Genomic DNA, 11,737 nt, shown 5'->3' on the forward strand with positions numbered 1-11,737 from the left:
GGCCGACAATGCCCCTTACGCCGGCGCGCAGAGTCACGACCAGCAGGCGTACTCCGATCAGGGATACGACCAGGGCGGACAGGCCTACTCCGATCCGGCATACGGACAAGAGGGCTACGGCCAGCAGGGCTACAATCAGCAGGGTTACGGTCGCCAGGACTACGGTCAGGGTGCCGGCCAGCAGGGTTACGGCCAGCAGGCATACGGCCAGCCGAACTACGGCCCGCAAGGTCAGCAGGCGTACGGCCAGACCGAGTACGACCAGCCCAATCACGATCAGCAGGGCTACAACCAGCCGAGCTACGACCACCAGGCGTACTCCGAGCCCTCCGGCTACCAGCAGCCGTCGTACGACTACCCGCCCCAGCAGGGCTACCAGCAGAGCGCCGGACTCCCGACGGCCGGCTACCAGCAGCCGGCGTACGGCTACGACGAGCCCGCCTACAACGACAGCCAAGGACTGACTGCCACCCTGCAGTTGGAGGACGGAAGCGGTCGCTACTTCCAGCTCCGCGAGGGTCAGAACATCATCGGCCGCGGTCAGGACGCACAGTTCCGTCTCCCGGACACCGGCGTCTCTCGTCGCCACGTCGAGATTCGTTGGGACGGAAGGGTCGCGATGCTGTCCGATCTAGGTTCGACCAACGGCACGACCGTCAACGGCTCGCCCGTTCAGGACTGGCAGTTGGCGGACGGCGACGTCGTCCGGGCCGGCCACTCCGAAATCCTCGTCCGCATCGTTTGACGCCCGTCACCAGTATGGTGATCGACACGCGCAGATTCACTCTAGGATGCTGCGTGAGAAGTCGTGTCGGTACGGCCGCACGAACCCGGGGAAAAGTTGTCGGCCCACTGGGCCGACAAGCGTGCCGCGGGGAAGGCCGAACAGTAACGACCGAGACGAGCGGTGACCGCGATGGTTGCGAAGGAGGTGGACGGCTGTGCAGGGATTGATTCTGCAACTGACCCGAGCAGGTTTTCTGCTGTTGCTGTGGTTCTTCGTGTGGGCCGTTCTGCGGACGCTCCGGAGCGACATCTACGCGGCATCCGGAATCCGGATGCCCGCGCGGTATTCGGGTGGATCGAAGGTCCTCCCCTCGTTCAACAAACAGAAGGTTGCCAAGAATCTCGTGGTGACACAGGGCGGTCTCGCCGGAACCAGAATCTCGCTCGGCACACAGCCGGTGCTCATCGGCCGCGCCGATGACTCCACGCTGGTGCTCACCGACGATTACGCGTCCACCAGGCATGCACGCATCTCTCCCCGCGGTGGTGACTGGTACGTAGAAGACCTCGGTTCGACCAACGGTACGTATCTGGATCGGGCCAAGGTCACCACGGCCGTCCGAGTGCCGCTCGGTACGCCGGTGCGGGTCGGCAAGACCGTGATCGAGCTGCGCCCGTGACCCTTGTTCTTCGCTATGCGGCCCGCAGCGACCGCGGACTGGTCCGATCGAACAACGAGGATTCGGTGTATGCGGGGGCACGCCTGCTCGCTCTCGCCGATGGCATGGGCGGCCACGCAGCCGGTGAAGTGGCGTCGCAGTTGATGATTGCCGCGCTCGCGCATCTCGACGACGATGAACCCGGCGACGACCTACTGGGCAAACTCGGAGCGGCGACGCGCGAGGGCAACGCCTCCATCGCCGACCAAGTGGAGGAGGAGCCCGAGCTGGACGGCATGGGCACCACGCTCACCGCAATCCTGTTCGCCGGCAAGAAGATCGGCCTCTGCCACATCGGTGATTCGCGCGCCTACATGCTGCGCGACACCACGCTGACGCAGATAACCCGCGACGACACTTTCGTTCAGTCGCTCGTCGACGAAGGTCGCATCACCGCCGAACAGGCACACACGCATCCGCAGCGTTCCCTGATCATGAGGGCGTTGACCGGCAACGAGATCGAACCGACCCTGACGGTCCGCGAAGCAAAGGCCGGCGATCGGTACCTGCTGTGCTCCGACGGACTGTCCGACGTCGTCAGCGACGAGACCATCGAGAACACGATGAACGAGGGCGATTGCGGCGCCTGCGCCGATCGGCTGATCGAACTCGCCCTGCGGAGCGGCGGACCGGACAACGTCACCGTCGTCGTCGCCGACGTCATCGACCTGGACTACGGCCAGAGTTCGCCCATCCTCGGCGGGGCCGCGAGCACCGAGGACGAAGAGGACGCGCCGCCGCCGAACACGGCAGCGGGACGCGCCGCGGCGATGCGGCCTCCGCGAGCCACACCCAAACGTGTCACGACGCCGGTGGTTGCACCGGAGAAGAAGTCTCACAAGCTTCGCTGGACGCTCGTCGCGCTTGCGGTCATAGCCCTGCTGGTCGGTGGCGCATTCGTCGCCAACACGGCCATCCGCAACAACTACTACGTGGGCGAGGACAGCAACCGCGTCGTCGTGATGCAGGGTGTCCCCGGCTCGATCCTCGGATACTCGCTGCAGTCGGTCGACACCATCGGATGCCTCGACGAGAACGGCGAGCTCACCCTCGCGCCCGCCGCCGGCGCACCCGCCGACTGCGATGTCTTCGAGGTCGACGATCTCGCTCCCGCAGCACGCGAACAGGTAAGGGCAGGCCTTCCGTCCGGCACGCTCGACGACGCAACCGGTCAGATGACGCGCCTCGCGTCGGGAGACCTGTTGCCGCCCTGCGAGACCACACCCGAGCCCACCACGACAGCTCCCGCTGCGCCGCCCACCCCGGCAGCCCCGCCCGCAGATCCGGCAGCACCGCCTGCGCCTCCAGCACCGCCCGAGGCGACACCGACGGCCACCCCAACTCCGACGGTGACTGCGATCCCCGGTCAGAACTGCAGGGCCGGTACCTGATGAGCTCCAATCCATCTGCGGGGGCATCGTTTCCGAGCCCACCGGGCGGATTTGCACCTGCGCCCGTTCTGTCGAACCGCCGCAACGTCGAGCTCCTGCTGCTCGGCGTGGCCGTACTGATCACCACGTTGTCGCTGGTGTTGGTCGAGGCCAGCCAGGAGCAGGCCGTCACTCTCGATCTGGCCAAGTACGGTCTCGCGTATCTCGGCCTGGTCACCGTCGCGCACCTCGCGGTTCGCCGGTTCGCTCCGTATGCCGACCCGTTGCTGCTCCCGATCGTGGCTCTGCTCAACGGACTCGGACTCGTGGTCATCCACCGACTCGATCTGGCCGATCAGCAATCCGCGCAGTACCTGGGCCAGGAGATTCCGTCGCCCGACGCGACGCAGCAGGTGCTGTGGACGACTCTCGCAATCGCGGGTTTCATCGCACTTCTGGTGCTGCTGCGCGATTACCGGACGCTTGCTCGCTACAGCTACACGGTGGGTTTGTGCGGGCTGGTGCTGCTCGCCATCCCGGCGATCCTGCCTTCGGCGTTCTCCGAGGTCAACGGCGCCAAGATCTGGATTCGGTTACCCGGCTTCAGCATTCAACCCGGCGAGTTCGCCAAGATACTGCTGCTGATCTTCTTTGCTTCGCTGCTGGTGGCCAAGCGCGAGCTGTTCACCACCGCCGGTAAGCACTTCCTCGGCATGGATTTTCCGCGTGCACGCGACCTCGGGCCGATTCTGCTGGTGTGGGTCGTGTCCGTCGGCGTGCTGGTGTTCGAGAAGGATCTGGGTTCGTCGCTCCTCATCTTCGGCACCGTGCTGGTGATGATCTACATCGCCACCGAACGCGTCGGCTGGCTGCTCATCGGCTTCGGGCTCCTACTCCTCGGCTTTCTGTTCGCGTACCGCGTGTTCGGGCACGTCAAGATCCGTGTCGACACCTGGTTGCGGCCGTTCGAAGATTACAACGACACGGGATATCAGATCGTCCAGTCGATGTTCAGCTTCGCGACGGGCGGCCTCGCCGGTACGGGCCTCGGTAGCGGACGACCGTCGCAGGTTCCGTTCGCCAAGACGGACTTCATCATCGCCGCGGTCGGTGAAGAACTCGGTCTGATCGGACTGACCGCGGTGCTCGTCCTGTACCTGATCTACATCATTCGTGGTCTCCGCACCGCGTTGGCGGTCCGGGACAGCTTCGGCAAATTGCTGGCAGCCGGTCTCTCGTTCACGGTTGCCATCCAGATCTTCGTCGTGGTCGGCGGCGTCACCAAGCTCATTCCGCTGACCGGCCTGACCACGCCGTACCTGTCGTACGGCGGGTCCTCTCTCCTGGCCAACTATCTTCTTCTGGCGCTGCTGATCAAGATTTCCGACGCCGCCCGCGAGCCCGCCACTCCGAAGAAGAAGCCGACCCCGGCTGCACCGATCGCCGAAGCGCCGACCGAAATGGTGAAGCGCCCATGAACACTCCCCTTCGCCGCGTCTCCATCGCCGTCATGGTGATGGTGGTCGCATTGCTCGCCAATGCCACATACCTGCAGGTCATCAAGGCCGACGACCTGCGATCCGATCCGCGCAACTCCCGCGTGCTGCTCGACGAGTACTCCCGTCAGCGCGGCCAGATCTCCGCCGGCGGGCAGGTGTTGGCTGCGTCGATCGCGACGGACGATCGCTACAAGTACCTGCGCACCTATCCCCCGAACCAGGCTGCGCCCAACAGCCCGCTTGCCAACGCACCGGTCACCGGCTTCTACTCGATGCTGTACTCGAGCACCGGCCTCGAGCGCTCCGAGGACGAGGTCCTCAACGGCTCCGACGACCGCTTGTTCGGGCGTCGACTGTTCGATCTGGTCTCCGGCCGCGATCCACGCGGCGGGAACGTCGTGACGACGATCGATCCGGTCGTGCAACAGGTTGCCTACGACCAGCTGACTTCCCGGGGCTACACCGGAGCTGTCGTCGCCCTCGAACCGTCCACGGGACGCGTCCTCGCCATGGCCAGTTCGCCGAGCTACGACCCGAACCTGCTGGCGAGCCACGACGGCGCACAGACCAGCGAGGCCTGGGACAGCCTCAACGCCGATCCTGCCAAGCCGCTGCTCAACCGGGCCATCTCGGCCACGTACCCACCGGGATCGACGTTCAAGGTGCTCGTCACCGCGGCGGCTCTCGAAAACGGTGCGACGCCCGACACCCAGCTCACCGCGGCACCGACGATCACACTGCCCGACACCTCGACGCAGCTCGAGAACTACAACGGCAGCACCTGCGGCGGCGCAGCCACCGCTTCGCTGCGCGAGGCCTTCGCGCGCTCCTGCAACACGGCGTTCGTCGAACTCGGCATCGACACCGGCGGCGACGCCCTGCGTGAGGCCGCGAGCGCGTTCGGTATCGGCGAGGAAACCACGTCGCTCTCGCTGCCCGTCGCGGACAGCACGATCGGGCCCATCCCGGATGATGCCGCCCTCGGCCAGAGCAGTATCGGCCAGCGCGACGTGGCACTGACGCCACTGCAGGACGCCGTCATCGCTGCCACCGTCGCCAACAGCGGCGTGCGGATGGAACCGCATCTGGTCGATCAGCTGCAAGCCCCGGATCTATCCGACCTCGCCTCGACGGCGCCGCAGTCCGCGGGTGAAGCAATCAGTCCCGAGACGGCCGCGACGCTCACCGACCTGATGATCGGGTCGGAAAACAATACCGGCGGTCAGGGCAAGATCCCGGGCGTGCAGATCGCGTCGAAGACGGGCACGGCCGAGCACGGCACCGACCCACGCAACACGCCGCCGCACGCCTGGTACATCGCGTTCGCACCTGCCAACGACCCGAAGATTGCCATCGCCGTCATCGTCGAGGATGGCGGAGACCGCGCCCTCGCCGCAACGGGCGGTTCGGTGGCAGCGCCGGTCGGTCGAGCTGTCATCGCTGCCGGACTGCAGGGGAGGTGACTTTTCCGTGCCACTGAAAAACGGTGCTGTCATTGCACAGCGCTACCGACTGCTGCGGCTGATCGCCACGGGCGGCATGGGCCAGGTGTGGGAGGCGATGGACAATCGCCTCGATCGCAGGGTCGCCGTCAAAGTCCTCAAGGCCGAGTTCTCGGAGGATCCGGAGTTTCTCGAGCGTTTCCGCTTCGAGGCCCGCACCACTGCGCAGCTCAACCACCCCGGGATCGCCGGTGTCTACGACTACGGCGAAACGCGCGACGAAGCAGGTGAATCGCTCGCGTACCTGGTCATGGAACTCGTCAACGGAGAACCGCTCAACGCCGTGCTCGGCCGCGTCGGCAAGCTTCCGTTGGGGCACGCGCTGGACATGCTCGAGCAGACCGGTCGATCACTGCAGGTCGCGCACACCGCGGGTGTCGTTCACCGCGACGTCAAACCCGGCAACATCCTCATCACGCCTGCGGGTCAGGTCAAAATCACCGACTTCGGCATCGCCAAGGCCGTCGATGCATCCCCCGTCACCAAGACCGGCATGGTCATGGGCACGGCCCAGTACATCGCACCCGAGCAGGCACTGGGCTCCGAAGCGACCTCCGCCAGCGACGTGTACTCACTCGGCGTCGTCGGTTACGAAGCGCTGTCGGGTACGCGCCCGTTCGTCGGCGACGGCGCACTGACGGTCGCGATGAAGCACGTCCGCGAGATGCCGGCGCCGCTCCCGGCCGACCTTCCGCCCGGCGTTCGCGAGCTCATCGAGATCACGATGGCAAAGGATCCAGCGGCGCGCTATGCGAACGGTGGTGAATTCGCCGACGCGGTCGCCGCCGTCCGAGCCGGCCGCAGACCACCTGCTCCGGGTAATGGGCGCGGCCCGGGCACCGGGCGCGTCTTGATGCCCGGCGTCGTGGCAGCTCCGATTGCGGCAACCGGCAGCACCCAGATGATGCCGACCTCACAAAACGAGTACACCGGCCCGCGTACCGGAACGGCCGCACCTGTCGACCCTGCCCCGAGCGGTATGTCCTCCGGGCAGAAGGCGCTTGCGTGGGGAGGCGTCGGTCTTCTCCTCCTGGCGTTGGTGATCGCCGGATTCCTACTGTTGAACCGTGAGGACGAGACTCCCACGCCGTTCACTCCGCCGACGACGACGCAGCGTCAGGTGCCGGCGACCACCACGACCACCACCACCACGACAACCGAGGAAACGACCACCACCACGCAGCCCACGACGACGACGGAAGAGCCGACGACCACCACCACGCAGCCGACAACCACCCAACCCACGACGACGGCACCCACCACCACGGGCGCAACCACCACTCGTCCCGGGTTCACCCTGCCGACCATCCCGGGATTCGGCGGAGGCGGCGGTGACGAGGAGGAGCCACAGGGCGCCCGTCGGTTCCGGGGCGGCGACGAAGCTCCTGGCCAGGCAAGTACCGACTCTCCGAGCCCTGAACTTTCCAACACTGAACTTTCCAACACTGAACTTTCCAACACTGATCTTTCGAACAACGGTCAACAAGGACAGCCATGACGACTCCCCGCAACCTCTCCTCCCGCTACGAGCTGGGCGAGATTCTCGGATTCGGCGGGATGTCCGAGGTGCACCTCGCTCGCGACAGTCGACTCGACCGTGACGTGGCCATCAAAGTGCTCCGCGCAGACCTTGCCCGCGACCCCACCTTCTATCTGCGATTCCGTCGCGAGGCTCAGAACGCCGCCGCGCTGAATCATCCGGCCATCGTCGCCGTCTACGACACCGGCGAGGCGGAGACCGAAGCCGGTCCGCTTCCCTTCATTGTCATGGAGTACGTCGAGGGCAGCACGCTCCGCGACATCGTCCGCGCCGAGGGTCCGATGGCTCCTCGCCGGGCAATGGAGGTCATCGCCGACGTGTGTGCGGCGTTGGATTTCAGCCACCGCAACGGCATCGTCCACCGCGACGTCAAACCGGCGAACGTGATGATCAACAACGCCGGCGCCGTCAAAGTCATGGACTTCGGTATCGCCCGTGCGATCGCCGACAGCTCGAGCCCCATGACGCAAACCGCCGCCGTCATCGGCACTGCGCAATACCTCTCTCCCGAACAGGCGCGTGGCGAGCAGGTGGACGCGCGATCCGACGTGTACTCACTCGGCTGTGTGCTCTTCGAGATCCTCACCGGAGAGCCACCGTTCAAGGGCGACTCGCCGGTTGCCGTTGCGTACCAACATGTTCGGGAAGACCCGGAGCTGCCGTCGCACGTCAATTCGGGCGTGCCACGCGAACTCGACTCCATCATCTTGAAGGCGATGGCCAAGAACCCGGCCAATCGCTACCAGTCCGCCGCCGAGATGCGCACCGACCTGGTTCGCGTACTCGGCGGGCAACGGCCGGGCGCGCCGACGGTCATGAACGACGAGGATCGCACCACCATCCTCGGATCGATGGACGCCCGCGCTCCGCTGCCCCGGTCCTCGGCAGATTCCGCGCCCGCCGCGCCTTCTGGCAGGCACGCCGACGACGACGACCGTCCGCGGCGCCGAGGTCTTCGGATCGCGCTGGCGTCGATCGCCGCACTGATCGTGGTCGGTATCGTCGGTGCCTTCCTGTGGTCTCTCGGCGCAGGGTCGACGCCGGCGCGCGTCGCGATCCCCGACGTCACGAACCTCACTGCATCGGACGCCGAGGCACGGCTGCAGGAGGCCGACCTGCGCGTCGCCATTCAGGAGAAGCCGGATTCGACGGTTCCCTCGGGCAACGTCATCGCGACGAGGCCGGGTGCAGGCGCAGAGGTCGACTCGAAAAGCACGGTCAACCTCGAAGTGTCCAGCGGTCCCGAGCAAATTCAGGTGCCGCCTCTGACCGGCCGGAACCAACAGCAGGCCGCGCAAGCGCTGTCCGCGGTCGGTCTGCTGCTCGACAGCAACATTGCGCGCGTTCCGTCCACTCCGGAAAATCTCGACAAGGTCGTCGAGCAGAACCCGTCGTCCGGGGTGGGCATCGCCGTCGGCTCACCCGTACGCATCACGCTCGGCACCGGGCCGGCTCAGGTCCGCGTACCCAACGTCGTCGGGCAGCAGCTCGAGGTCGCGCAGGGCAATGTCGAAGGCGCCGGGTTCCGAGTGCAGGTGGAGAACATCGACTCAGGTCAGCCCGTCGGTGAAGTCGTCTCGACCAGTCCGTCCGGTGGATCGAACGCCGTCGAAGGTGACACCGTCACACTGCGGGTATCCAACGGCGACAAGATCCCCATGCCGGACCTAGTCGGTCTGACCCCTGCTCAAGCGCTCGCAGCCCTAGAGTCGGCGGGCTGGACCGGTACGAGCTCGAGCTTCCAGACAAGCACCCAGGGCACCCTCGACCCGACGCAGGTCGGCCGCATCGTCAACCAGGCCGAACCCGCCGGGTCCGAGATCACGAAGTCGCAGAGTGTGAGCGTCGACGTGGGAAACCTCGGCATTCCGCCGCGTTGATGCGCTCCGCGCCCGTGTGCACAAAAGGTTGTTCCAGCAACCCGAAGTGCGCACGGGCGTCAGTGCATCACACTCGCGACCTGCGCCTCGAGCTTGTCGACCAGTGCGTCGTCCATTTTCCAGCCACAGACGGTCAACCAGTTGGCCAGCATCCGGTGGCCGCCCTGCGTCGAAATCGACTCCGGGTGGAACTGCACTCCATGGATCGGCAGTTCGCGGTGCCGCATGGCCATGATCAAGCCCGTGTCGGTGCGTCCGGTGACCTCGAGCTCCTCGGGCACGGTGTCCGCGACGACCGTCAGGGAGTGATAGCGCGTCGCCGTGAACGGGTCGGGCAAGCCGTCGAGCACGCCGATTCCGCCGTGATGCACCGAGCTGGTCTTGCCGTGCAGCAGTTCGGGCGCGCGGTCGACGGTGGCGCCGAACGCAGCGCCGATGGCCTGGTGGCCGAGGCACACACCGAGTAGCGGCGTACGGGCAGCGGCCGCGGAGGTGACGAGATCCATCGTGGCGCCTGCCCGCTGCGGGGTGCCGGGTCCGGGACTGAGCAGGATGCCGTCGAACTCGGCGGCGACGGCGTCTCTGTCGTCCAGCCGCTCGTCGTCGTTGCGCCACACTGTTACTTCGACTCCGAGCTGACCCAGGTATTGAACGAGGTTGAAGACGAAGCTGTCGTAGTTGTCGACGACCAGAATGCGCATTGACCAAGGATAGGTCAGCACCGCACTCACGCTGGGCGCGCGTACCGCATCCGGACCGAGCCGTCGTATGCCGGAACCGTCAGGTCGTCAGACGCCTCGACGCCGTAGCCGAGCCCGTACCGCAGCGCGTACTGAGCGAAGAGCGTGACCCCGGGTTCGTCCGCCAGCGCTGCGGACAGTCGAGCCGGGTCTCCGATGGCCGTCACGATGTACGGCGGACTGTAAGTGCGGCCGCCGAGCAGCAAGGTGTTGCCGATACAGCGCGGCGCGACCTGGCTGACGATGCGTTGATCCTGCATTGCGACGGCTTCGGCACCTCCGGCCCACAGTGCGTTGAGGACGCTCTGTACGTCCTGCTGGTGCACGACGAGGTCATCGGGCGACGCGTCCGCCGCATAACGCCCGTCACGGCCCCTGGGCGCATCGGTCATGGTGACGACGACGCCCGGGCCGGATTCTGCGGTGAGGCCCGCGGGTGCCATCAGGGGGTCGGTCCGGTCGAGCGCCTCGCCGACGTCGGCGTCGACCGAGCCGGTGACGGCCTGGAGTTCGCCGAGACGCCGCGCGAGGTCATCGCGCACGATTTCGGCCTGCCCTGCGCTGTCCTGGGCGGATCGCACGAGGCTCGACAGCCTGGTGGTGTCACCGCGGCGAATCTCGTCACCGTGAGAGACCTGGCGCGTCGTCGCGAGCAACATGCCGACCACGAGAGCGACGATGAGCACCAGCAATTGCCACAGACGTGTCCCCCCGACTGTGGTGCGTCGGTCCTCCGAGGCCATCGTCTCTCCGTTGCTCTGGTCTCTCCGGTGCTCTCCCCAGCGTTTCCGCTGCGCTAGCGTGTACTGGGCATGCGCGGTTGTTTCCGGCCACCCTGGACGAAACGTTACTCGGTCGTCGGGCCGGCTCACGGTCTCACGCGACGCGGGCAGGAAGAATCTGTCCACAGGCAGGGGTGCGCTTGTCCACAACATGCGCATCCGTTTGCCGCGTTTGTCCACAGGGGCCTCGCGCAACGCGGGTGCGGCCGTACGAAGCAGTTCTACGAAGGGGAGTCAATGCCGAAGTCGAAGGTCAGGAAGAAGAAGGACTACGCGATCGCACCGGGGACACGTACCCCGGGCGCCGCACAGGCTGGGCCGTCGAGCCCGGTCTACGTCGCCGTGATGTTGGGATTCATGCTGGTCGGGCTGCTGTGGCTGCTCGTGTACTACCTCGCCGCCGAAAGCATCACCTGGATGAACGATCTCGGCGCGTGGAACTTTCTGATCGGCTTCGGCTTCATGGTGGTCGGGTTGGTCATGACCATGCGGTGGCGATGATCGCGCTGCCCGTCGGCACTCGGAAGTTCCGAGTTACACCCGTGTCATTCATCCCCAATGTGGATAAAGCCTGTGGATAACTTTTCTGACTCTCCACAGCCTGTGGATAACACTACGTGGGCGACGCCCATAACCGCGGTTGTCGCAATGGGCGTCGGCGGGTTCGCGCTGGTCACGGCTGCGTTGCTGACTAATACAGACTCTGCCGGACGATTTCTCGTCGTCGCCGCGGCTGTTGGCCTGTGGATAATCGCCGGTTTGGCCGCGTATCAGCGACCGCGGCTGTGGATGAACGGGTCGTCGCTGTCGATGAAGCGGTTGACCGGTGTGCGAACCTATCGCCGCGAGGAGATCACCCGGGTCAAATTGGTGAGGTATCCGCGAATGGGGCGCCGGGTACCCATGCTCGAGATCGACGTTCGTCAGGCCGGAGAACACGACGACAGATTGATCATCTTCAGTCGGTGGGATCTCGGGA

At 65.9% G+C, this 11,737-nt stretch carries 11 protein-coding genes; 9 read left to right on the top strand and 2 right to left on the bottom strand.

Features of this window, described 5'->3' with window-relative positions; genetic code table 11:
* From WBQ44_RS03770 to pknB, 7 genes are all read left to right on the top strand, one after another.
* Window positions 1-745 (top strand): FHA domain-containing protein (locus WBQ44_RS03770; RefSeq protein WP_495565401.1); only part of this gene is annotated, 745 nt, incomplete at its 5' end.
* A gap of 196 nt (window positions 746-941) precedes the next feature.
* Window positions 942-1,406 carry an FHA domain-containing protein FhaB/FipA gene (locus WBQ44_RS03775; RefSeq protein ID WP_495565402.1) on the top strand — a complete coding sequence of 155 codons (465 nt, stop codon included), beginning with the start codon at window positions 942-944 and terminating at the stop codon, window positions 1,404-1,406.
* Window positions 1,403-2,836: a PP2C family protein-serine/threonine phosphatase gene (locus tag WBQ44_RS03780; protein ID WP_495565403.1), complete on the top strand. Its 1,434-nt coding sequence runs from the start codon at window positions 1,403-1,405 to the stop codon at window positions 2,834-2,836. Before WBQ44_RS03775 ends, WBQ44_RS03780 begins: the two co-directional genes overlap by 4 nt.
* A complete protein-coding gene (locus tag WBQ44_RS03785; protein ID WP_495565404.1) occupies window positions 2,836-4,293 on the top strand; it encodes an FtsW/RodA/SpoVE family cell cycle protein in 1,458 nt (485 codons plus the stop codon). The genes WBQ44_RS03780 and WBQ44_RS03785 overlap by 1 nt, the downstream gene beginning before the upstream one ends.
* Complete coding sequence (locus tag WBQ44_RS03790) at window positions 4,290-5,777, top strand: peptidoglycan D,D-transpeptidase FtsI family protein (RefSeq protein ID WP_495565405.1); 1,488 nt, start codon at window positions 4,290-4,292, stop codon at window positions 5,775-5,777. The genes WBQ44_RS03785 and WBQ44_RS03790 overlap by 4 nt, the downstream gene beginning before the upstream one ends.
* 7 nt (window positions 5,778-5,784) lie before the next feature.
* Window positions 5,785-7,314 (top strand): serine/threonine-protein kinase, encoded by a 1,530-nt coding sequence (locus WBQ44_RS03795; RefSeq protein ID WP_495565406.1) that lies wholly within the window; start codon window positions 5,785-5,787, stop codon window positions 7,312-7,314.
* On the top strand, window positions 7,311-9,236 hold the full coding sequence (gene pknB / locus WBQ44_RS03800) for a Stk1 family PASTA domain-containing Ser/Thr kinase (protein ID WP_495565407.1): 1,926 nt from the start codon (window positions 7,311-7,313) through the stop codon (window positions 9,234-9,236). Before WBQ44_RS03795 ends, pknB begins: the two co-directional genes overlap by 4 nt.
* Window positions 9,237-9,295: 59 nt before the next feature.
* Here pknB and WBQ44_RS03805 read toward each other — a convergent pair whose 3' ends face one another.
* Window positions 9,296-9,937, bottom strand: a complete 642-nt coding sequence (locus WBQ44_RS03805) for an aminodeoxychorismate/anthranilate synthase component II (protein ID WP_495565408.1) — start codon at window positions 9,935-9,937, stop codon at window positions 9,296-9,298.
* A gap of 26 nt (window positions 9,938-9,963) precedes the next feature.
* The gene (locus tag WBQ44_RS03810; protein WP_495565409.1) at window positions 9,964-10,719 is read right to left on the bottom strand and encodes a DUF881 domain-containing protein; all 756 of its coding nucleotides are present in this window, start codon (window positions 10,717-10,719) and stop codon (window positions 9,964-9,966) included.
* Window positions 10,720-10,995: 276 nt separating this feature from the next.
* Here WBQ44_RS03810 and crgA point away from each other — a divergent pair, with 276 nt between their 5' ends.
* Together crgA and WBQ44_RS03820 are read left to right on the top strand one after the other, a co-directional pair.
* The gene (gene crgA / locus WBQ44_RS03815; protein WP_495565410.1) at window positions 10,996-11,259 is read left to right on the top strand and encodes a cell division protein CrgA; all 264 of its coding nucleotides are present in this window, start codon (window positions 10,996-10,998) and stop codon (window positions 11,257-11,259) included.
* A 102-nt stretch (window positions 11,260-11,361) separates the two neighbouring features.
* On the top strand, window positions 11,362-11,737 hold a 376-nt coding region (locus tag WBQ44_RS03820; RefSeq protein WP_495565411.1), incomplete at its 3' end, for a PH domain-containing protein.

Source organism: Rhodococcus sp. (in: high G+C Gram-positive bacteria), from assembly GCF_049591685.1.
Classification (GTDB): domain Bacteria; phylum Actinomycetota; class Actinomycetes; order Mycobacteriales; family Mycobacteriaceae; genus Rhodococcoides.